Genomic DNA, 23,048 nt, shown 5'->3' with positions numbered 1-23,048 from the left:
AGGTTGGTTCACCAAATTATATTTCACACTACTGATAGTTAGAATGTATTACTTTGTTTCGTATGTTTTAATTTTTCCTACGCGGTTTTCGTGACGACCACCTTCATAGTCAGTTGTTAACCAGATTTTCGCGATATCACGCGCTAGACCAGCACCAATTACACGCTCGCCCATTGCTAGCATGTTAGTGTCATTATGCTCTCTCGTTGCTTTCGCGCTGAAAGTATCATGAACTAACGCACAACGGATACCATTTACTTTGTTTGCTGCGATTGACATACCAATGCCTGTCCCACAAACTAAAATACCACGATCTACTTCACCATTCGCTACCATTTCAGCTGCTGGAAACGCAAAGTCAGGGTAATCAACAGAACCAGCTTCACATTCACAACCTAAATCAACATATTCAATATTTAACTCTTCTAATAAATTTACAAGTTCTTTGCGGATATTCATACCGCCGTGATCAGATGCTATTACTACTTTCATTTTTACCCCTCCAAAGTTTCAATCAATTATCTTCATTTCACACTCGCTACCTCAATAGGACGAAGTGATCTCCAATATCGTATTATACACGAAACATCAACCTACCGAATGTTTTTTCAGTAAAGTTTGTACAAGTTTTTCCATCTCATCTAACGTTTCTTTATAAATAGAAAGCGAGCCTCCAAATGGATCTGAAATGTCCTTGCCTATACCTTCAGTTAATCCATATAACGTATTCAATTTCTTTTCAACACTCGGATAATGCCCAAGTACAATTTGTTTATGATTTTCTGTCATCGTTACGACAATATCAGCCCAATCAAGCAAAGTTTCATTTACTTGCTGCGCGGTATGGTCAATTGAAATCCCTTTTTCAGCTAAAGCTTCCTTCGCATGTACCGATGCATCGCTCCCAGGATAGGCGAAAACACCGGCAGATTGTACTTCAAACCTATCTCCTCCGTGATGACGAAGCAACGCCTCAGCCATTGGACTACGACATGTATTGCCAGTACAAACAAATAATACTCGTTTCATCCAAACCCACCCCTATATTCGATTTCTTACCACTCATCATAACTTACATTAGAATAGAACAAAAGAAATGTGAATATACAAAAGGCGCATTTCTCTTATATTTTTTCTAAGAAAAATGCGCCTTATCCACATATATGTGAAACCCTATTTCCAAGTGCCCAGAGTATTTTAACATACCTACTGAATATGCAACAAAAATAAGGAATCCATTTCATACGAAACGGATTCCTCTTATACAGCAATTATTTCATTGTAACTTTCATTACTGCTGTTGAACCTTTTGTAGCTGTTACGCCTACAGTTGTCTTAATAGACTCAGCTGCATCTGTGTTTGTAATAACGATTGGAGTAATTGTGCTTTTCGCTTTTTCACGGATTAATTCTAAGTCGAATGAGATTAATTTATCTCCAGCTTTTACAGCTTGGCCTTCAGAAACGTGAGCTTCGAAACCTTCGCCTTCCATTTTTACAGTTTCTAATCCAACGTGGATTAAAATTTCTGTGCCATTTTTCGCTTTAATTCCGATAGCATGTTTTGTGTGGAATAATTGTACGATTTCACCATCAACTGGAGATACAACTACACCTTCAGTAGGATCGATTGCAACACCGTCACCCATCATACGACCAGCGAATACTGGATCTGGTACTTCTTCAATATTTTTCACTGCTCCAGTTAATGGAGCTACGATTGTTTCTTCATTTGATTTTGAACCAAGACCGAATAATTTTTTAAACATAGGATAGTCCTCCTTATAATTTACCTAAAAGTTTATAGGGCAATCCCTAGTAAAGCTCGGGATACATGTAAGACTTCATACTTCGAATATTATACTGTAAAAACGCTTTCGAAATAAATTACGTCATTACTAATAGACTCTTATTGTAGCGCTTCACAAAATTCCAGTCAATTCTGATTGTCTGAATAACAATAAGAAGTTAACTTCTATTTATATTTTCTCTTTTTTTGCCCAACTTGTCTAGAGGTCTTTACCACATTTTATTTTTTGTTGTTAATTTGTAAAATTTAATTCAAACTTTTTTCAAAATCCACTTGACTAAAGTAAGTAACTATTTTATTATTACTTACGTAAGGTAAGTTAATAACTTTTAGGAGGTTTTTAAAAATGATGGATTTCGGTCTACTTATTATTCGTCTTATTATAGGAATTACATTCATGGGTCATGGCGCTCAAAAATTATTTGGTTGGTTCGGCGGTTATGGTTTAAAAGGAACAGGTGGCTGGATGGAGTCAATCGGTTTACGCCCTGGTGTATTTATGGCATTTATGGCTGGCGCAACTGAATTACTAGGTGGTTTCTTATTCGCATCAGGTATTTTCATTGTAGTTGGTTCATTATTTATCGTTGGAACAATGTTAATGGCTATCTTCACTGTTCACGGAAAAAATGGTTACTGGGTAACACAAAATGGATATGAATATAACTTAATGTTAATCGCTGTTGCTGTTGGTGTAGCTTTAATCGGACCTGGCGCATACGTTTTACTTTAATTTTTATCTCAGATTTGAGATTCTTGAAAAAGAACTTACTTCATTACAATTGAAGTAAGTTCTTTTTATGAAACAAAATATTATTTCCAGCAGGATTTTCTCATCGTTATCTTGTAAACAAACAATAAGTATTCATATTTAGAAAGGGGATTACAAGCATGTTATCCATTAATCCAAATGAACAAACTGAAAAAGATAATTACAAATTACTTACTGGAAGTATCATCCCTCGCCCTGTCGCATTCGTTACTTCTTTAACAAAAGACGGTGTATTAAACGGCGCACCATATAGTTATTTTAATATTGTCGCTGCTAATCCACCACTTATCTCAGTATCTGTACAACGAAAAGCCGGAGAAAGAAAGGACACTTCCCGAAACGCAATTGAAAAAGGTGAATTTGTCGTACATATTTCTGACGAATCATATGTAGCAGCAATTAATGAAACAGCAGCTAATCTCCCGCCAAATGAAAGTGAAATTGAACTAGCAAAACTAACACCAATTGAAAGTGAAGTCATCTCCGTTCCAGGTGTAAAAGAAGCAAATATTCGAATGGAATGCGTATTAGAACGTGCAATTCCACTTGGTGGAACAGAAGACTCACCAGCTTGTGATCTACTAATTGGACGCGTCGTTCGTTTCCACGTTGCCGAACATCTATATGAAAAAGGGCGCATTCACGCAGAAGGACTCAAACCAATAAGCCGCCTAGCAGGACACAACTATGCAAAATTAGGAGAACAATTTGAATTAGTTAGGCCAATCTAAAAGTGGAAGCGGCTCGCTCAGAATCGCAGGGCATTGGAGCTCTCGACCTTGAAGCGCTTTTTGCTTCATGCGAGAGAGCGAAATGACCGGAGATTCTAGCCGCTGAAGCTGGATAATATTTAAAAGCGAAAGCGGCTCGCTCAGAATGGGAGGGGGATGGAGCTTCTGACGTAGAGGCGCTTTTTGCCTCGCAGGAAGACGCGAAGCCACCGACCATTCTAGCCGCTGGAACTGGATAATATTTAAAAGCGGAAGCGGCTCGCTCAGAATCGATTCCTGCCATCACTTAAACATAAAAATCCCCTGCTTTTTAGCAGGGGATTTTTATCATTGTAATTCTTCCTTCTTTTCCTCTAAAGTAGGCAGTTTTTCTTTTTTCGGTTTCCCTAGCTTAATTACGAAGAAGTATAGGGAAAGCAGTGTAATAAGAAAAACAATTAAAAACGGGTACGGAGAGTAAAAGGCACGCGCCGCCTCAGTCTTTCCCGCAACAAATTTCAATGACTCAATATCTAAAAACTCAGCAAACATTTGTACACCGAGCATACTAAACCAAAAAACAAAAAAACTTATAATAACACCAAAAACTTGCTTTAATCTCGTCATTCATCTCATCCTTTCTATATCTGTAATTTTTAGTGCAATAAATATAGTACAAACAAAATATTCACAGAAAGGAACCATCTCACCATTCACGAATTAACTTAATCCAACCTAACATCGAAATTTGCAAAATAATACCCCAAATTATAAGTATTCTTAGCCATCAAGGAAAGAAGGTTAAAAACTTAACATACCATTCCAATAGCTTGTTCATAATTCCCTCCTACATAAAATTATATAGGAAAAAGGATATATAATCCAAATCCAACCAAAATGATACCACCTACTATCTCACCATATGTACCGAGCATATCTTTCGCATGTCTCCCAATTAATAAACCAATCCACGCTAATAACATGCTAACAAATCCAAAAAGTAATATTGTAATGATTGTTTGTGCCCCATAAATACCAAGACTAAGCCCTACTGAGAAACTATCTATACTAACGCCAAATGCAAATACGAATAAGCTAATTCCAATAGGGGCAGTTCTAGTCTCTTCATTTTGTAAAATGGTCGAATATACGATATAAAAACCTAGTCCGATTAATAAAATAGCACCCGCAAAATGTGCAATATCTCCATATTTCTCTGATAAAAAACGACCTAGTACCATTCCTATAAACGGCATAATAATATGAAATATCCCTATCGTCATACCAATATACAGGATTTGTCTTAACTTTAGGGGCATCATCCCCATACCAAGACTCACCGAGAACGCATCCATCCCTAAGGCGAATGCCATAATTATTAAAGGTATTAGCTGTTCAAACGTCATTCATGCCCCTCCTTGGACGTGCTACTTCACAATATGCTTATCCAAGGAGAAATATTCTGTTTGCTAACCTTACCTTATCATTCAATAATAATATGATGTCCTGCCGCTTTTGTTAAACGATTCATAATAGCATTTCCTATTCCTTCATTAGGGAAAGACTCACTAAAAATAACATCCACTTCACTTGCATCAAATGTTCTAAGTACATCATATAGTTTAGTCGCAACGCTAGCTAAGTCACTTCGAACACCACAAGACAATATAACATCTGCGTTATATACATGCTGATACTCTTCCGTCGTTAATACACCTACTTTAAATCCTTCTTCCTTTTTCTCATCCACAAGATGCTGAATAAACTCACGTGAGCCCTCAACAATACTAAGTGGTGCTTTCGGCGCATAATGTGTATATTTCATTCCAGGTGATTTCGGTTTTTCCTTCTCATCCTTTAAAGCTGGATCTAAAGAAACGGTACCTATCACCGCTTCTAATTGTTCTTTCGTAATCCCACCTGGACGTAATATTGTTGGAACCGTGCTTGTACAATCAATTACTGTTGATTCAACGCCTACTCCAGTTGCACCACCATCAACAATACCTGCAATCTTCCCATTCAAATCTTCATATACGTGAGAAGCTAGTGTTGGACTTGGACGCCCTGAACGATTCGCACTTGGTGCCGCAACAGGTACATTCGCCTCTTCAATAAGAGCAAGTGCAACTGGATGATCAGGCATTCTTACTCCAACCGTATTAAGTCCTGCGGTCACCTTCTCTGAAATCCCTTCTTTTCTCGGCAAAATAATTGTTAATGGCCCTGGCCAAAAATGCGCCATTAACTTCTCTGCAACTGGTGGAATTTCTTTCACAATCCCATCTAACTGAGATTTTGTACCTATGTGGACAATAAGTGGATTATCACTCGGTCTTCCTTTCGCTTCGAAAATTTTCGCGATTGCTTCATCATCCATCGCGTTTGCACCTAACCCATATACTGTTTCCGTAGGGAAAGCAACCGCCTCATTTTCTCTTAATAATTTTGCTGCTTCTTGTAACTGTGGATAATATTTTTTTCTTTCCACAACATTATCCACAACCCACATATTTGTATGCATTTTTTTCCACGTCCTTTTCTACCCTTAAATACTTGTCTATTTTTAGTTTACTATGAGATTTATCCAAAAGACAAACAAGGTTTATCCACAAAATGTGGATAAACCTAATTAATCCGTGGATAACTTTGTGAATAGCTGACAATTTAGTATTATTGCATTCTGCTCTTTTATATTTTTACAAAAATGTTCTAGCTGTTGAATTCCCTCTGGAACCTCATCCTTTTCTATAGCAAAAAAGTCAAAAAACTGAAAGATCGGTACAGATTGTGGATGATTTGTTAGTAAGTACAATTGTTGAACACTTTTTTCTTTCATATACTGCAAAAACGTTTCAAAAAAATATAAGAAAGTCTGTTTATCCACATGAGGTGTGAATAAACAAGAACGAATAAGTACATCTTCCCCACTTTGTTCATAACCAATTACAGCTCTTATTTCTTCCGCCTCTTCCAAAATCATAAATTGTGCGTACAACTCATTTATTTTATCATCTTTTTTATTAGCTTGTCCGAAAAAAGAATGTAATCTTTCCACATCTGCTTTCGTAGCAAAATACACTTTCTTCATAATAAATCCCTCCTCATTTTTATATATGAGGAGGGATTTATCAATAGTACTATTTAGAGAATAAAGATGTAAAAGCTTCTACAATAAACAATTTAACTTCTGGTTTTTCTTCTTCCTCTTCTACTTTTACATACTCATTTTGCTTTTCTTGTTTTTTCTCCACAGGTTTCTCCACTTTTTCCACAGTTTTTGTTTCTTCTTTACTTACAGGCTGCTCTTCAACTTTTGTTTCATTTTTTACTACTTTCTTTTCAGAAGATGTTACTTTTTTTACCACTTCCTGTTTTATAACTTTCGTTTCTTTTACCTTATCCACTTTCTTCTCTTCTGTATTTACTACTTCCTCATCTAGTTGTTTCACCTGCTCCTCTTCAGGAGATTCCGCCTTCACAACGTGCTCTTCTTTTCTTACAGCTGTCCCACTCGAAAAATCTAAGAAACACATTGGTGGAAATAATACACACCACCAGTTCGCCCCTTCACCTTCTCCAATTGTGATCAATACTGCTTCATATTCTCCTGCTGGATAAATAAAATTCCCATATACCTTTGTAGGAAACTTTACATTCTTACTAAATTTCACTTGAAATGATTCTTTACTTCCTTCTCTTTTTAACGTATTTTCCACCGTTTTCTCGATTTCTGGAATATGACTTTGAATTACTTTGCGTGCCTCTTCAAATGAAGTTAAATCCGCTACCCATCCATCAATTTGTGCTTTTACTTCATCACGCACTTTACGCTTTAATGCCTGGTCTTTATCTGAATCACTATTTGCTAAAATTCGCAATCGAACGGCCTCTTTCGGAATGACTGAAGGCCCTTTCGCATCAGCTTTCATATATCCAAACTGCACAAGTAACTGTGCACCAATTAATAATATAAGAAGATAAGCAATAACTTGTTTTTTCATTTCCTCCACCGTCCCTTCTACAAACAGTGTGGACAGACTTTCATATTTCTAAACTATTAAATTCAAAATCTATATGAATTTTCCCACAAAAAAATAGAGTAAGGTGTGAACCTTACTCCATCTCTGCAAATACCATACGGTCTTTTCCGTTAATATCAAAAACAACCTCGACATGGGCATGTGGAAAAGCTTGTTGTAACAATCTTTTTACATCCTCACCTTGTCCTACTCCAATTTCAAACGCTACAATTGCTTTCTCCTGCAACACATTCGGCAATTCTTTCATAAAACGGCGATAAAAATCTAATCCGTCTTCTCCACCAACAAGTGCTCTCTTCGGCTCATGCTCTTTCACAACAGGAGAAAGACCACGCCAATCCTCTTCCGGTATATATGGAGGATTTGAAACAACAACATCTAGCTTTTGACCCGTTTTATCAAATGGTGACAATAAATCACCGTGATAGAACGTTACTTCTGCACCTAAAGCTTTTGCATTTTCTTTTGCAACTTCAATCGACTCTTGTGCAATATCTACTGTATATACGTGGAGATTTTTATTTTCTAAAGCAAGCGTAATAGAAATCGCTCCACTACCTGTGCCTATATCTGCTACATGTAGTTCCTTGTCGCCAAAATGGCGCTCAATTCTTTCTAATACTCCTACTATAAGCTCTTCTGTTTCCGGTCTTGGTATTAATACTTCTTCATTCACAAAGAACGACCGGCCATAAAACATTTCATAACCAATCATATATTGAATAGGAATACCTTCTACGTGCTTGTGGATAAACTCCGTAAAGCTTGCCTCTTGTTCCTCATTTATTTCTTCACGCATATTCATAAGTAATCCTGTTCTGTTCATCTTTAATACATGACAAAGGACAATTTCTCCCGCATTTTCATCTCGTCCATTTTCCTGTAAAAAAGAAGAAGCCCATTTCAGGGCTTCATAGACACGCATTACTCAGCTGCCTCCATCCTTTGAGCCTGATCTTCCATCACTAAGGCATTGATGAAATCATCTAACTTACCTTGTAAGATTTGATCTAGCTTTTGAATCGTTAAACCGATTCGATGGTCTGTAACACGGTTTTGCGGGAAGTTATACGTACGAATACGCTCTGAACGATCACCCGTACCAACAGCTTGTTTACGGTTTTGATCATATTCAGCTTGTGCTTCTTGTCTAAACTTATCATAAACACGTGCGCGTAATACTTTCATCGCTTTTTCTTTATTCTTAATTTGTGATTTCTCATCCTGACAAGATACAACTACACCAGTCGGTAAATGCGTTAAACGTACCGCTGACATCGTTGTATTAACACTTTGTCCACCAGGACCACTAGAAGCGAATGTATCAACACGAACATCTTTCTCGTGAATGTCGATTTCTACTTCCTCTGCCTCTGGTAATACAGCTACAGTTGCTGTAGATGTATGAATACGTCCACCAGATTCCGTTTCAGGAACACGTTGTACACGGTGAGCACCATTCTCGAATTTCAGTTTCGCGAAAGCACCTTTACCGTTAATCATAAAGATAATCTCTTTATATCCACCTAACTCTGTATAGCTAGCCTCGATAATCTCCGTTTTCCAGCCCTGTACCTCAGCGTAACGGCTATACATACGGTATAAGTCACCAGCAAATAAAGCGGCCTCGTCGCCACCAGCAGCCCCACGAACCTCAACGATAACGTTCTTATCATCATTAGGGTCCTTTGGAACTAGTAAAATTTTCAGACGTTCTGATAACGTTTTTTCTTGTGATTCTAACTCAGAAACCTCTTCTTTTACCATGTCACGCATTTCTGCGTCTAACTTCTCTTCTAACATTGCTTTCGCATCTTTTAATTGCTCACGAACATCCTTATACTCACGATACACCTCTACCGTTTCCTGTATATCAGACTGTTCCTTTGAATATTCACGAAGCTTATTTGTATCGCTAATAACCTCTGGGTCACTTAACAATTCATTTAACTTCTCATAACGATTTTCTACAGCTTGCAAACGATCTAACACATCATTCACCTCTACATCCTAGTATCTAATACAAATAGTATATGGTACTTACTCAAAAAAACGCAAATTATATTTAAAAGCGTAAGCGGCTCACACCAACCACACTCTCTATTCTGAAAAAAACCCGCCTTGCGCAGCGAGTTTTACTTATCTTTGTTTGTAGGAACTGCATGACAATGACGACAGCGTGGCTCATACGATTCTGAAGCCCCAACTAAAATAATCGGATCATCAAATGCCGCTGGTTCTCCATCAATTAATCGTTGTGTACGACTTGCCGGAGATCCACATGCAGAACATACTGCTTGTAGCTTTGTTACATGTTCAGCAATCGCCATCAGCTGAGGAACTTGTCCAAATGGTAGACCACGGAAATCTTGGTCTAAACCAGCTACAATGACACGATAGCCACGATTTGCCAATACTTGCACCACTTCCACAATGTCCCCATCAAAGAATTGTACCTCATCGATTGCAATTACATCCATATCTTCAGTGATATGTTCAAATATATCTTTTGAAGCTGAAACAGGAACTGCTTTTACCTTTAATCCGTTATGTGATACAACGTCTTCTTCACTATAGCGATTATCAATACATGGTTTAAATACAATTGCATGTTGTTTCGCAAATTGCGTACGGCGCACACGGCGGATTAACTCTTCTGATTTACCAGAAAACATACTACCGCAAATCACTTCAATCCAGCCATTTTGATTTATTAAGTACATGAAGCTCTCCTTTCATCTACTTTTTAGTTAAAAGTAGGGTAAAGGTATAATATTTTCACAAAAAAAACAGACAAGCGAATACATACACTTGCCTGTTTTATGTTTTTATTACTTGATACCGTATTTCTTATTGAAGCGATCAACGCGTCCGTCTGCAGTAGCAAACTTCTGACGTCCAGTGTAGAATGGGTGAGAATCAGAACTGATCTCAACTTTTAGTAATGGATAAGTGTTACCATCTTCCCACTCAACAGTTTCGCTAGAGCCTTTAGTAGACCCGCTTAAGAATTTGAAGCCTGTGTTTGTGTCCATGAATACAACTTTCTTGTAATCTGGGTGAATTCCTGCTTTCATTCTTTTCATCTCCTTCCGCCCTGAATCATTTTCGAAACAGAGTTTTTCATCTTCAGCTGCATACACAACTATATTGATGAAACACATATGATGAAATTATAACAAGGCTAACTTCATTTTGCAACTACCTGTTTTTGTCTTTTGAAATTTAAAGTGTAGACGGCTCGTTTAGCTCTGACTGGCTAAGGTTCTCTCGCACAAAAGGTGCTTTTTACCTTTAGTGCGGGAGGTTCTTAGACACGAAGAGCTAGCCGTCGGAACTAGATACAATTTAAAAGCAGAAGCGGCTCGTTCAGAATGGGAGGGGGATGGAGCTTCTGACGTAGAGGTGCTTTTTACCTCGTAGGAAGACGCGAAGCCACCTACCATTCTAGCCGCTGGAGCTGGATATTAACTTAAAAGTAACGGGGGCTCGCTCAGCTCTGACCAGCTAAGGTTCTCCCACTTATTTCTCTCTTTAATATCACCTAAAAGGCATAAAAAACTCGCTTACTATAAAATAAGCGAGTCCCAATCTTTTCCCTTTACTTAGTTGTTACATATCTTTTCGAGTCTGCAACAATGTTTTGTAAAAATTCTTCGTTTGTCTTCGTTTGACGAAGCTTACGTAAGAAACTTTCAACAAAGTCTGGTGTATCACGCATTGTTTTACGAATGCCCCATAACTTGTCTAAATGCTCTTTTGGAATTAATAGATCTTCTTTACGTGTACCAGAACGACGAATATCAATCGCTGGGAAGATACGACGTTCAGCTAACGAACGATCTAAGTGAAGTTCCATATTTCCAGTTCCTTTAAATTCCTCGTAAATAACATCGTCCATACGAGATCCTGTATCAACAAGGGCTGTTGCTAAAATTGTTAAGCTACCGCCTTCTTCAATATTACGTGCCGCTCCAAAGAAACGCTTCGGTCTATGGAAAGCCGCTGGGTCGATACCACCCGATAATGTTCTACCACTTGGCGGAATAACGAGGTTGTAAGCTCGCGCTAAACGGGTAATACTATCCATTAAAATGATAACATCTTTTTTGTGCTCTACAAGACGCATTGCACGTTCTAACACAAGTTCAGCTACTTTAATATGATTTTCTGGTACTTCATCAAAAGTAGAACTTACAACGTCGCCCTTAACAGAACGTTCAATGTCTGTTACTTCCTCTGGACGCTCATCAATTAAAAGCACAATTAATTCTGCTTCTGGATGATTTGTTGTAACACTGTGTGCAATTTCTTTTAATAGACTTGTTTTACCAGCCTTTGGAGGCGCAACAATTAAACCACGTTGTCCAAATCCAACTGGTGCGATTAAATCCATGATACGTGTCGGTAACTTTTTCGGTTCCGTTTCCAATTTCATTTGGCGATCTGGGTATAATGGTGTTAATGCAGGGAAATGCACACGCTCTTTTGCTGAATCTGGATCATCTCCGTTTACAGCTTCAACTTGTAATAACCCAAAATAGCGTTCATTTTCTTTCGGAGGTCGTACTTTACCAGAAACTTTGTCTCCATTACGTAAATCGAAACGACGAATTTGCGAAGCTGAGATATAAATATCTTCTGAGCTTGGAGAATAGTTGATAGGACGTAGGAATCCAAATCCTTCTGATTGAATAATTTCTAATACGCCTTCCATGAAAAAGAAACCTTCTTTTTCTGCTCGAGCTTTCAAAATAGAAAAGATTAACTCTTTTTTCGTTAACTTGCTATAATACGAAATCTTAAATTCTTTCGCAAGCTCGTATAACTCTTTTAATTTCATGTTTTCTAATGCTGCAATTGACAAATTCATTCAGACACCACACTTTAACGTTATTCTCTTTTTTCATGGGTAAAGGGAAAAAATACGGAAGGCAAATAATTAATAATGAAAGGCAATAAGTTCAAGTAGGGTAATATTCACTATTGTAACCCTTTTATCTAGTTTTAATCAATACGTTGGAACACAAATACAAGAAGCGAAGACAAGAAAATTTGTCTTCGCTTCTTATTTAATTTAGTTCCGGCTCCGATAGTTAAAAAGATCGACCATTTTAACCTTTCTGAACGAGCCGCTTACGCTTTTTACTTAATCCAGTTCCAGCGGCTAGAATCTCCGGTCATTTCACTCTCTCACTCGAAGCAAAGAGCGCTTCAAGGTCGAGAGTTCCAATGTCCTGCGATTCTGAGCGAGCCGCTTCCACCTTTTACTTAATAACCAAGTTCGGTTTTTTATTTAAGCTATGACGACCATCTACAAAGCGAACTGTACCTGATTTTGCACGCATAACAAGAGATTGTGTTGTTCCTACGCTACCTTTAAATTGAACACCACGTAATAGTTCACCATCTGTTACACCTGTTGCTGCAAAGATTGCATCGTCACCTTTTACTAAGTCCTCCATACGAAGGATACGATTAATGTCTTCTATGCCCATTTTTTTACAACGTGCTAATTCAGCTTCGTTTTGTGGCAATAGTTTTCCGTGAATTTCTCCACCTAAACATTTTAAAGCAACTGCTGCTAATACACCTTCAGGTGCTCCACCAGATCCAAATAGAATATCTACACCTGTACGGTCAAACGCTGTATTAATTGCTCCAGCTACATCTCCATCGTTAATTAATTTAATACGAGCACCAGCCTTACGAATTTCTTCGATAATTGCTTGGTGACGTGGACGGTTTAAAACTGTTGCTACAACATCTTCAATGTCTTTATTTTTCGCTTTCGCAACTGCACGTAAGTTATCAATAATAGGCGCATCAATGTCGACTGCCCCAACTGCTTCTGGGCCAACCGCGATTTTATCCATGTACATGTCAGGAGCATGTAACAAATTACCGTGGTCTGCAATTGCAATAACAGCAAGAGCATTCCAGCCACCAGCTGCTACGATGTTTGTCCCTTCTAAAGGATCAACCGCAACGTCTACACGTGGTCCATATCCTGTACCTAATTTCTCTCCGATATATAGCATTGGTGCTTCATCCATCTCACCTTCACCAATTACGACTGTACCTTTCATCGGAATTGTATCAAATACATCACGCATAGCTGATGTTGCTGCACCGTCTGCCTCATCCTTTTTCCCGCGCCCCATCCAACGCGCTGATGATAATGCTGCAGCCTCTGTTACACGTACTAACTCCATAGATAAACTTCTTTCCACAATAATCCCTCTCCTTTAAGTCTTTGTATTTCTGCCGTATTTTGTGAACCGTGTTTTTCTATAAAGTGTACTTCCGCAAGTAGTGATGCTTCGCTTCCCCCTTACGGAAGTATCACTTATGCGTTCTTCATCTCTTCAATTTCTTGTTTTGTCATTTGTTCTCGCCAAATGTTTGCTCCAAGCCCTTTAAGCTTGTCCACTATATTCTCATAACCTCGATCAATATGCTCAAGTCCTGTTACTTCTGTAATTCCATCTGCCATTAACCCTGCAATAACAAGTGCTGCTCCCGCTCGTAAATCACTCGCCTTCACTTTTGCACCTTGCAGTAACACAGGACCAGTTACAATTGCCGAACGACCTTCTACTTTAATTTGAGCATTCATACGACGTAATTCATCAATGTGTTTGAAACGGGCACCGTAAATTGTATCTGTTACAACTCCCGTCCCGTGCGCCTTTGTTAAAAGCGTCGTAAACGGCTGTTGTAAATCTGTTGGAAAACCTGGATATACAAGCGTTTTGATATCAACTACTTTTAACTTTCTATTACCGTTCACTGTAATTTGATCATCATTCGTTTCAACTTGAACACCAGCTTCTCTTAGCTTAGCAGTAACTGATTCTAAATGCTGAGGAATAACGTTATCAACCGTTACTTCTCCTCCTGATGCAGCTCCTAGAATCATATACGTACCAGCTTCAATACGATCTGGGATGATAGTATGGTGACAACCATGTAAAGAGTCCACACCATCTATTCGGATTACATCTGTACCAGCACCTTTAATACGTGCTCCCATGCTTGTTAACAATGTAGCTACATCAATAATCTCGGGCTCTTTCGCTGCATTTTCAATAACAGTTCTACCTTTTGCTCGTACAGCTGCTAGCATAATATTAATCGTAGCCCCCACACTAACAACATCTAAATAAATACGTGCTCCATGTAGTTCATCTGCTCTTAAATAGATGGCACCTTGTTCATTTGTAACATGTGCACCTAGCGCTTCAAACCCTTTAATATGCTGATCAATCGGCCTCGGTCCTAAGTGACATCCACCCGGAAGCCCAATAACAGCTTTTTTAAAACGGCCAAGCATCGCACCCATTAAATAATAAGAAGCGCGCAATTTTTTCACTTTTCCATTTGGCAAAGGCATTGCAACCATGTTAGAAGGATCGACTACCATCTCTTCCTCCTGTCCATAAGTTACTTTCCCTCCAATTTCCTCTAGTAAGTCACCTAACATTTTCACGTCCGAAATATTAGGGACACCACCAATAGTTACTGGAGTATCTGCTAAAATTGTCGCTGGAATTAATGCAACGGCACTGTTCTTTGCACCGCTTACTCGAATTGTTCCATTTAAAGCTCTTCCGCCTTCAATTAGCAATTTTTCCATATTGAGCTCCCTTCTTGTGAATGTATTTACTTTCTATCTTTTCATAGAAAGCTCCCCTTAAGAATCTCAATTACTCTTTCCATCCCAAAACTCAATAAATAGGAAACCATTATCTCCATTTCTCCTGTAGCACGAATAGATAAAGATCAACTATTCATCGAATTCACTTTATCAATTTAGATACGTTATCACATTTATTAATAGGACTATGCACATTATTTTCTATTTAAAAACCAAAAATGATAAAATCTTTCGACTTGTTCACGCTTTCATTATACAACGAAAGGAAACCGTCTAAAAGACTAGACGGTTTCCAAAACGGAATTTTATTCTTACGCTTTACCGTTAGAACCGAACTCACGCATTTTACCAGCAACAGTTGCTTTAATAGCGTCGCGGCCAGGTCCAATAAATTTACGAGGATCGTAAACTTCTTGGTCTTTGTTTAATACTTCACGAACAGCTTTTGTAAACTCGATTTGGTTCTCAGTGTTTACGTTGATTTTTGAAGTACCTAAAGAGATAGCTTTTACGATATCAGCAGTTGGGATACCAGTACCACCATGTAATACTAAAGGTACGCCAGTGAAGTCACGAACTTGTTCCATTTCAGCGAATCCTAAGTTAGGCTCACCTTTGTAAGGACCGTGTACAGAACCTAAAGCTGGAGCTAGGCAATCGATACCTGTTGCTTCAACAAGGTGCTTACACTCTGCTGGGTCAGCGTAAATTACGCCTTCAGCGATTACGTCGTCTTCTTGTCCGCCAACTGTTCCAAGCTCAGCTTCAACAGATACGTTACGAGCGTGTGCGTATTCTACTACTTGTTTAGTAGTTTCAACGTTTTCTTCGAATGGGTGGTGAGAAGCGTCGATCATTACAGATGTGAAACCTGCATCGATTGCTTCTTTACATTTTTCGAAGCTTGAACCATGGTCAAGGTGAATCGCTACAGGAACAGTGATGTTCATTTCTTCGATTAAAGCTTTAACCATAGCTACAACTGTTTTGAAACCAGTCATATGACGAGCTGCACCCTCAGATACACCTAGGATTACAGGAGATTTTTCTTCTTCCGCAGCAGCTAAGATAGCTTGAGTCCACTCTAAGTTGTTCATGTTGAATTGACCAACTGCGTATTTTCCTTCTAGTGCTTTGTTTAGCATTTCTTTCATAGAAACTAAAGGCATGGTGAATCCTCCTAAAAAACGTTTTTTGTATCCGATAAGTTCTTATCGCTGGTAGTATGACCAGAATAAGGTAAAATATGTATATCTACATACCGGACTTTTTTCTACACTCAATAGGATAACAACTTGTACTCAAAAACTCAACCGTATTCACCTGCACAATAGTCCATGTAAACGCTTTTTTCCATATTTTTTATAAAAAATTCATTTTTACGCCTCTACAGCGAGCTCATTTCTCACAGCTTGACGAATTTCATCAATATCAAATGGTTTAGCAAAATGCATTAAAGCTCCTAAATCTTTTGCTTCTTGGATCATATCAAGCTCTCCATAAGCAGTCATTAAAATGACTTTAATACTCTCATCAATTTCTTTTACATGCTTTAAAATCTCTATACCATCCATGCCTGGAATTTTCATATCTAACACTACTAAATCTGGATTATCTTTTTTCACGATATCTAAAGCTTGAAATCCATTCGCTGCTTGGAATGTCTGATAACCTTCTTTTTGGAACACTTCATGTAATAACACACGAATCCCATATTGATCATCAACAATTAAAATTTTACCTTCCATAATTCCCAACCTTTCTGTGTAAGTACAAGATTTAAAGCTTCTTATATCTTAACGATTTATTTTCGCTATTCTTTGGCAAATTCCTTCCTATTCTTTCTTATTTTACCGTTTCCTATTTTGTTATGCTACCCTACGATTTCACCTTTCTAAAAAAATAAACTATAATGAAAGCCGGCAAACACGTACGAAGGGAGTAACATTATGTTAAAAATTTTTTCAACTCAATTAAGTGGTTATTTCTCCAGATTTTCTCAAAAAGAGGAAATGAATATAGAAGATAGTGCTCGTTTACTTGCTCAAGCACTAGTTGGCGATGGTTTCATTTATTTATATGGTACAAATGAAATGGAGGGCGTTGTTGCCGAAGCACTATTCGGTGCTGAACCAATGAAGCAAGCAAAACGCTTATTTGAAAATGGTAAAGAAGCAGAAGTAACCTCTGCGGATCGTGTACTTCTTATTAGCCGTTTTTCAACAGATGAAGCGGTTGTAGAAATTGCAAAAAAACTACAAGAAGAGGGACACTCTATTGTCGGCATTTCTGCTCTTCAAGAAGGTACGGAATCACTGGAACAATATACAGACGTACATATTGATACAAAACTGTTAAAAGGTCTTATTCCAGACGATGAAGGTAATCGCTACGGGTTCCCAAGCTTAATAGTAGCTTTATTTGCTTATCACGGAATCAAATTTATAATTGATGAAATGTTAAATGAATATTAAAAAAAGCGCCTTATTTCAGGCGCTCTTTTTATTACTTGCTCTCTTTATTCGTAATAGAAGCTCTTACGAAGTCATGGAACAATGGTTGTGGACGGTTTGGACGAGAAACAAGTTCTGGGTGGAACTGTGCTGCCACGAACCAAGGGTGGTCTTTTAATTCAATGATTTCAACTAGACGGCCGTCTGGGCTTGTACCAGAGAATACGAATCCTTCTTTTTCCATATCCGGACGGAACTGGTTGTTGAACTCATAACGATGACGATGACGCTCATATACAACCGGCTCATTATAAGCATTGTAAGCATTTGTTTCTTCAGCAAGCTTACATGGGTATAGACCAAGACGAAGTGTACCACCTAAGTCCTCTACATCTTTTTGTTCTGGTAATAAGTCAATGATTGCATATGGCGTATCAGGATTGATTTCAGAAGAGTTAGCACCTTCTAAACCTAATACATTACGTGCGAATTCGATTGATGCAAGTTGCATACCTAAGCAAATTCCTAAGAATGGAACTTTGTTTTCACGAGCATATTGAATCGCAACGATTTTACCTTCTACACCACGATCGCCGAAGCCACCTGGTACAAGGATACCATCTGTATCGCCAACTAATTCTTTTACGTTTTCTGCTGTTACGTGCTCAGCATTTACCCATTTTACTTCTACATCTGTGTCGAATGAGTAACCAGCATGACGAAGTGCTTCTACAACAGAAATATATGCATCTTGAAGTTCTACATATTTACCAACAAGAGCGATTTTTGTTTTCTTAGAAAGGTTACGTACTTTATCAACTAGCGCAGTCCACTCTGTCATATCTGCAGCTGGATTGTCTAATTTTAAGTGATCACAAACGATTTGGTCCATGTTTTGTTCTTGAAGAGATAATGGAACCGCATATAAAGTATCTGCATCGCGAGCTTCGATAACTGCTTTTGTATCGATGTCACAGAATAATGCAAGCTTGTCTTTCATATCTTGAGAAACAGGAAGTTCTGTACGAACAACGATAATGTTTGGTTGAATACCTAAGCTACGAAGTTCTTTAACGCTATGTTGCGTTGGTTTTGTTTTCATTTCACCCGCTGCTTTTAAGTACGGGATTAACGTACAGTGAATGTACATTACATTGTCACGACCGATGTCGCTCTTAATTTGACGGATTGCTTCTAAGAATGGTAGAGACTCGATATCACCAACAGTTCCACCGATTTCTGTAATAACAACATCCGCATTTGTTTCACGGCCAGAACGATATACGCGCTCTTTAATTTCGTTAGTAATGTGAGGAATAACTTGAACTGTTCCTCCTAGATATTCACCGCGACGCTCTTTTTGAAGAACTGAAGAGTAAATTTTACCTGTTGTTACGTTGCTGTATTTGTTTAAGTTAATGTCGATAAAACGCTCATAGTGACCAAGGTCTAAGTCAGTTTCTGCGCCATCATCTGTTACGAATACCTCACCGTGTTGGTATGGGCTCATAGTCCCTGGGTCTACGTTAATGTATGGATCAAACTTTTGAATCGTTACATTTAAACCACGATTTTTTAAAAGTCTTCCAAGAGATGCTGCTGTAATACCTTTCCCTAAAGACGATACTACACCGCCTGTTACAAAAATATACTTAGTCATGAAAAAGCTCCCTTCTATTTTGCTGTTATATAATCACCGTTGCAAAGCGCAACGTATGTAGATAACACTGTATCCATCTTATTGTTAGACTCTTTTTATTTTCTAAACAAAAAACAAAAAAGAAAATTGCTCCCCTCATCACATAAAGTAACAAGTAGGGAGCAATTTTCTTTTATATTTACACTTTAAAAGTATTATCGTCCTTTTTTAAAGAGCCCAAAAATGATTCTACATGGACGATAATGAAAAGTCAAGAACTACAGTTCTTCCTCTTCTTCTTCTTCAGTTTCATCATACTCAAGTTCTTCTTCAGCGAAGTCGTCGTCTTCATCCTCTTCTAAATCATCAAGATCGTCGTCATCTCCGTCTTCATCTTCAAGAACCTTGTCCAAATCTTCTACATCATCTTCTTCGTCTACATTTCCGTCTGCATCGTCAAAGTCATCTTCATCTTCTTCAATGTAGTCGTCAAAACCGTCTTCTTCAACTTTACGTTTCTTCTTCGGTTTTGGCTGCGGTAAGATTTCTTCATCAATTTGCTCATATGGGTACCAGCTGCGTAGTCCCCAACGATTTTCTCCTAAATTAATGAAACGTCCATCGATGTTTAAGTCTGTATAAAATTGTGCGAGTTTCGCATTAACTTGCTCTTGAGATAGTCCCAGCACTTGAGCGATTTCTTGAACCAACTCGTTGAATGTCGTTGCTTGTCTTTTATCCCCTAAAACGCTATGTACAACTTCAATCATTGAACATTCTTTTAGCTCTTCTGGTGAATATTGCTTAAAATTCACTTATGCGGCACTTCCTTTCATCAAATATAACCTTATATATAACGGTCTGCCTAAAAAAATCCATACTATTCATTATAAACAAAAGTCGCACAAATATGCTACAAAAAAAACGGGAAACTTTTATATGGTAATAAAATTAATAATTTGTCTGTTCCTTATTTCGGAAGCATATGGGCACCTTGCAACACATACCTAATTTGCATTTCTGTATATTCTTCGAGCGTATACAGTTTTTGCAGTGCCCAACGTCTAAACCCCCACATTTGTCCTTGTATAAAAATATTATGTGCAAGAAGCTGTATTTCTTTTTTATTTAATATAAATGTTCCATTTTCCGTACACTGTTCTAAAATATCCTCAAACATTCCTACCATTTGAAACTCTTTTTCTAATACATATGGGAGAGATTCTTTCGGTAAAAAACGTACTTCTTGATACATAATTAATACTTCTTCTTGTAATTCGTCCATCACTTTAAAGTAATTCGTTATCGCTACCTTTAAACTTTCTATACTCCCTTTTTCTGTACATACTACTTCCTCTAATCGTTCTTTTACATGTTCATATATACTATCACAAACTAAATACAAAACATCATCTTTTGTACGAATGTACTCATAAAGTGTCCCTATACTAAATCCAGCCGCTTTTGCAATCTCTCTCGTTGTTGTACGCGGAAATCCTTTTTGTTTAAACAGTTGCACCGCACCTTTAATCATTTGTTCACGTCTTAACGCAACTAATTTTTCATCTTTCACCGATGCATGTACATTATGTTTAACCATTCCCTTCACCTCTCTCTATTATTTTTTGGAAGGAAAAAGCGTAGGAGAATACCTACGCTTTCGTTCCTACTTCGTTAACATACGAGAAATTACAAGCCTCTGAATCTCTTGTGTTCCTTCATATATTTGTGTAATCTTTGCATCTCGCATATAACGCTCTACTGGATAATCTTTCGTATAACCGTAACCACCAAATACTTGCACCGCTTCAGTCGTCACCTTCATCGCTGTATCCCCTGCAAATACTTTTGACATCGCTGATTCTTTTCCATACGGAAGCCCTTCTGATTCAAGCCAAGCCGCTTGATATGTCAAAAGGCGTGCCGCTTCTACATCTGTTGCCATATCCGCAAGTTTAAAGCCAATCCCTTGCTGCGCCGCAATTGGTTTTCCAAATTGATGGCGCTCCCTTGCATATTCTACAGAAGCATCTAAAGCCCCTTGTGCAATACCAACAGCTTGCGCCGCAATACCGTTACGACCTCCATCTAATGTTTGCATCGCAACTTTAAATCCTTGCCCCTCTTCTCCAAGTAGATTCTCTACCGGAATACGGCAATCTTCAAACATAATTTCTGTCGTTGGTGAAGAGCGAATCCCTAGCTTGCTCTCCTTCTTCCCAACTGAAAATCCCGGTGTATCACTTTCTACAATAAATGCACTCGTACCGCGCTGCTTCGATTCAGGATCAGTTAGCGCAAAAACAACATAAATATCAGCAATACCGCCATTTGTAATGAAAATTTTTGATCCATTTAAAATATAATGGTCGCCATCTCTCTTTGCGATTGTCTTCATTCCACCAGCATCCGATCCAGATGCTGGCTCCGTTAAGCCGTATGCACCAATTTTCTTCCCTTCAGCCATCGGTCGTAAAAACTTTTGCTTTTGTTCTTCTGTCCCAAATTTAAAAATTGGCCATCCTGCAAGTGAAGTATGCGCAGATAGTGTTACACCTGTTGAAGCACAAACTCGAGATAATTCTTCAATCGCAATTACGTACGCTAAGTAATCGCTTCCAATTCCACCGTACTCTTCAGGCCATGGAATACCGGTTAAACCAAGCTCTGCCATTTGATCAAATAACTCTCGATCAAATCGCTCTTCCTCATCACGCTCAGCTGCTGTTGGTGCTACTTCATTTTTAGCAAAATCTCGAACCATTTTTCTTATCATTTCATGTTCTTCTGATAGTTTAAAATGCATCTCCGTCTCCCCCTCGCCCTTTTATAAAGCACGGCTAATAACAAGTTTCTGTATTTCACTTGTTCCTTCATATATTTGCGTGATCTTCGCATCACGGAAAAATCGTTCTACTGGATATTCTTTCGTATAACCGTAACCACCAAATACTTGCACCGCCTCAATCGCGACTTCAACCGCTGTCTTAGAAGCAAATAATTTCGCAATAGATGCTTCTTTACCGCATGGTAATCCTTGTGCCCTAAGAGACGCCGCTCTATATACGAGTAACCTTGCTGCTTCGACACTTGTTGCCATATCTGCAAGCTTGAAGCCAATCCCTTGCTGCGCCGCAATTGGTTTCCCAAATTGTTCTCGTTCTTTTGCATAATCAATCGCACATGCAAGCGCCGCTTCAGCAATTCCTAACGCCTGTGCACCGATTCCAATTCGCCCAACATCTAAATTCGCCATCGCCACCTTGAATCCTTGTCCTTCTTCCCCAAGTAAATTCTCCGCTGGCACTTTCATATCTTCAAAAGTAAGTTGTACTGTACGAGAACCGAGGAGCCCCATCTTATGTTCATCTTTTCCGATGATTAAACCAGGTGTATCTTTCTCTACTATAAATGCAGAAATACCACTTTTCCCTGCCTCTGGATTTGTAGAAGCGAATACAATGTATGTACTTGCTTCACCACCATTTGTAATAAACACTTTCGATCCATTAATAATATAATGATCGCCTTTTTTGACAGCTCTTGATTTCAAACTCCCTGCATCTGATCCTGCATTTGGCTCTGTTAAAGCAAATGCGCCTAAATATTCCCCGGTTGCAAGTTTAGAAACATATTTTTTCTTCTGTTCTTCTGTTCCGAAATATAAAATCGGATTCATTCCAACTGACGTATGTACAGCTAAAATTACACCAACTGTTGCACTTACCTTTGAGATTTCCTCAATTGCTAGAATATAAGAAATAAAATCCATTTCTGCCCCGCCGTATTTTGCAGGTGCTGGAATACCCATTAATCCAAGATCACCCATCTTTTGCAAAATCTCTTTCGGGAACACCCCTTGTTCCATACTAGGAACAAAGGGAGCTATTTCCTTCTGTGCAAAATCCCGAACCATTTTCCTCATCATTTGCTGCTCTTCATTAAAACGAAAGTTCATATA

25 protein-coding genes are annotated in these 23,048 nt (G+C 38.3%); 3 read left to right on the top strand and 22 right to left on the bottom strand.

Annotated elements, in window-relative coordinates:
- Window positions 1-48: 48 nt before the first annotated feature.
- From rpiB to ACS2FK_RS10005, 3 genes are all read right to left on the bottom strand, one after another.
- Window positions 49-492 (bottom strand): ribose 5-phosphate isomerase B, encoded by a 444-nt coding sequence (rpiB, locus tag ACS2FK_RS10015; RefSeq protein ID WP_000869539.1) that lies wholly within the window; start codon window positions 490-492, stop codon window positions 49-51.
- Between the two features lie 96 nt (window positions 493-588).
- Complete coding sequence (locus tag ACS2FK_RS10010) at window positions 589-1,029, bottom strand: low molecular weight protein arginine phosphatase (RefSeq protein WP_000832375.1); 441 nt, start codon at window positions 1,027-1,029, stop codon at window positions 589-591.
- Window positions 1,030-1,271: 242 nt separating this feature from the next.
- Window positions 1,272-1,769: a PTS sugar transporter subunit IIA gene (locus ACS2FK_RS10005; protein ID WP_063549163.1), complete on the bottom strand. Its 498-nt coding sequence runs from the start codon at window positions 1,767-1,769 to the stop codon at window positions 1,272-1,274.
- Window positions 1,770-2,156: 387 nt separating this feature from the next.
- On the opposite strand from ACS2FK_RS10005, the gene ACS2FK_RS10000 reads away from it, so the two are divergent.
- The gene (locus ACS2FK_RS10000; RefSeq protein ID WP_000968616.1) at window positions 2,157-2,543 is read left to right on the top strand and encodes a DoxX family protein; all 387 of its coding nucleotides are present in this window, start codon (window positions 2,157-2,159) and stop codon (window positions 2,541-2,543) included.
- 158 nt (window positions 2,544-2,701) lie between these two features.
- Window positions 2,702-3,313, top strand: a complete 612-nt coding sequence (locus ACS2FK_RS09995; protein WP_000949045.1) for a flavin reductase family protein — start codon at window positions 2,702-2,704, stop codon at window positions 3,311-3,313.
- Between the two features lie 327 nt (window positions 3,314-3,640).
- Here ACS2FK_RS09995 and ACS2FK_RS09990 read toward each other — a convergent pair whose 3' ends face one another.
- The 14 genes from ACS2FK_RS09990 to spo0F all read right to left on the bottom strand — a co-directional run bounded on the left by ACS2FK_RS09990 (window position 3,641) and on the right by spo0F (window position 16,743).
- Complete coding sequence (locus ACS2FK_RS09990) at window positions 3,641-3,919, bottom strand: DUF3935 domain-containing protein (protein ID WP_023523563.1); 279 nt, start codon at window positions 3,917-3,919, stop codon at window positions 3,641-3,643.
- Window positions 3,920-4,149: 230 nt separating this feature from the next.
- Window positions 4,150-4,698 (bottom strand): manganese efflux pump MntP, encoded by a 549-nt coding sequence (locus ACS2FK_RS09985; protein ID WP_000142475.1) that lies wholly within the window; start codon window positions 4,696-4,698, stop codon window positions 4,150-4,152.
- A gap of 77 nt (window positions 4,699-4,775) precedes the next feature.
- Entirely contained in the window at window positions 4,776-5,816 is a 1,041-nt protein-coding gene (locus ACS2FK_RS09980) for an L-threonylcarbamoyladenylate synthase (RefSeq protein WP_063549165.1), read from the bottom strand.
- 108 nt (window positions 5,817-5,924) lie between these two features.
- Window positions 5,925-6,383, bottom strand: coding sequence for a hypothetical protein (locus ACS2FK_RS09975; RefSeq protein WP_000758441.1), 459 nt, complete (start codon window positions 6,381-6,383; stop codon window positions 5,925-5,927).
- A gap of 49 nt (window positions 6,384-6,432) precedes the next feature.
- Window positions 6,433-7,296, bottom strand: a complete 864-nt coding sequence (spoIIR, locus tag ACS2FK_RS09970) for a stage II sporulation protein R (protein WP_043924870.1) — start codon at window positions 7,294-7,296, stop codon at window positions 6,433-6,435.
- Window positions 7,297-7,408: 112 nt separating this feature from the next.
- Window positions 7,409-8,260: a peptide chain release factor N(5)-glutamine methyltransferase gene (gene prmC, locus ACS2FK_RS09965; protein WP_023523566.1), complete on the bottom strand. Its 852-nt coding sequence runs from the start codon at window positions 8,258-8,260 to the stop codon at window positions 7,409-7,411.
- The gene (gene prfA / locus ACS2FK_RS09960) at window positions 8,260-9,327 is read right to left on the bottom strand and encodes a peptide chain release factor 1 (protein ID WP_000887066.1); all 1,068 of its coding nucleotides are present in this window, start codon (window positions 9,325-9,327) and stop codon (window positions 8,260-8,262) included. Before prfA ends, prmC begins: the two co-directional genes overlap by 1 nt.
- A gap of 143 nt (window positions 9,328-9,470) precedes the next feature.
- Window positions 9,471-10,058 carry a thymidine kinase gene (locus tag ACS2FK_RS09955; RefSeq protein ID WP_000280851.1) on the bottom strand — a complete coding sequence of 196 codons (588 nt, stop codon included), beginning with the start codon at window positions 10,056-10,058 and terminating at the stop codon, window positions 9,471-9,473.
- A gap of 108 nt (window positions 10,059-10,166) precedes the next feature.
- Entirely contained in the window at window positions 10,167-10,412 is a 246-nt protein-coding gene (locus ACS2FK_RS09950) for a type B 50S ribosomal protein L31 (RefSeq protein WP_000643435.1), read from the bottom strand.
- 524 nt (window positions 10,413-10,936) lie between these two features.
- Window positions 10,937-12,208: a transcription termination factor Rho gene (gene rho / locus ACS2FK_RS09945; RefSeq protein WP_001053903.1), complete on the bottom strand. Its 1,272-nt coding sequence runs from the start codon at window positions 12,206-12,208 to the stop codon at window positions 10,937-10,939.
- A gap of 394 nt (window positions 12,209-12,602) precedes the next feature.
- Window positions 12,603-13,568 carry a class II fructose-bisphosphatase gene (gene glpX / locus ACS2FK_RS09940; protein WP_000442336.1) on the bottom strand — a complete coding sequence of 322 codons (966 nt, stop codon included), beginning with the start codon at window positions 13,566-13,568 and terminating at the stop codon, window positions 12,603-12,605.
- A gap of 116 nt (window positions 13,569-13,684) precedes the next feature.
- A complete protein-coding gene (gene murA, locus ACS2FK_RS09935; protein WP_000413248.1) occupies window positions 13,685-14,974 on the bottom strand; it encodes a UDP-N-acetylglucosamine 1-carboxyvinyltransferase in 1,290 nt (429 codons plus the stop codon).
- 332 nt (window positions 14,975-15,306) lie between these two features.
- A complete protein-coding gene (locus ACS2FK_RS09930) occupies window positions 15,307-16,164 on the bottom strand; it encodes a class II fructose-bisphosphate aldolase (RefSeq protein ID WP_001131856.1) in 858 nt (285 codons plus the stop codon).
- Window positions 16,165-16,374: 210 nt separating this feature from the next.
- A complete protein-coding gene (gene spo0F / locus ACS2FK_RS09925; protein ID WP_000398594.1) occupies window positions 16,375-16,743 on the bottom strand; it encodes a sporulation initiation phosphotransferase Spo0F in 369 nt (122 codons plus the stop codon).
- A 201-nt stretch (window positions 16,744-16,944) separates the two neighbouring features.
- On the opposite strand from spo0F, the gene ACS2FK_RS09920 reads away from it, so the two are divergent.
- Window positions 16,945-17,469 (top strand): DUF2529 domain-containing protein, encoded by a 525-nt coding sequence (locus ACS2FK_RS09920; RefSeq protein WP_063549167.1) that lies wholly within the window; start codon window positions 16,945-16,947, stop codon window positions 17,467-17,469.
- Window positions 17,470-17,500: 31 nt separating this feature from the next.
- Here the strand turns inward: ACS2FK_RS09920 and pyrG are convergent, their stop codons facing one another.
- From pyrG to ACS2FK_RS09895, 5 genes are all read right to left on the bottom strand, one after another.
- Entirely contained in the window at window positions 17,501-19,108 is a 1,608-nt protein-coding gene (gene pyrG, locus ACS2FK_RS09915; RefSeq protein WP_063549169.1) for a CTP synthase, read from the bottom strand.
- 257 nt (window positions 19,109-19,365) lie between these two features.
- A complete protein-coding gene (gene rpoE / locus ACS2FK_RS09910) occupies window positions 19,366-19,902 on the bottom strand; it encodes a DNA-directed RNA polymerase subunit delta (protein ID WP_023523567.1) in 537 nt (178 codons plus the stop codon).
- A 155-nt stretch (window positions 19,903-20,057) separates the two neighbouring features.
- Complete coding sequence (locus ACS2FK_RS09905; protein ID WP_000238601.1) at window positions 20,058-20,687, bottom strand: TetR/AcrR family transcriptional regulator; 630 nt, start codon at window positions 20,685-20,687, stop codon at window positions 20,058-20,060.
- 66 nt (window positions 20,688-20,753) lie between these two features.
- A complete protein-coding gene (gene acdA, locus ACS2FK_RS09900) occupies window positions 20,754-21,893 on the bottom strand; it encodes an acyl-CoA dehydrogenase AcdA (protein WP_000545539.1) in 1,140 nt (379 codons plus the stop codon).
- A 21-nt stretch (window positions 21,894-21,914) separates the two neighbouring features.
- Window positions 21,915-23,045: an acyl-CoA dehydrogenase gene (locus tag ACS2FK_RS09895; protein WP_001011166.1), complete on the bottom strand. Its 1,131-nt coding sequence runs from the start codon at window positions 23,043-23,045 to the stop codon at window positions 21,915-21,917.
- Window positions 23,046-23,048 lie beyond the last annotated feature (3 nt).

The organism is Bacillus cereus group sp. BceL220 (assembly GCF_051776965.1).
GTDB lineage: Bacteria > Bacillota > Bacilli > Bacillales > Bacillaceae_G > Bacillus_A > Bacillus_A cereus.
Note: the sequence above shows the minus strand (reverse complement) of the source record. Positions and strands in the feature narration are given on the sequence as shown.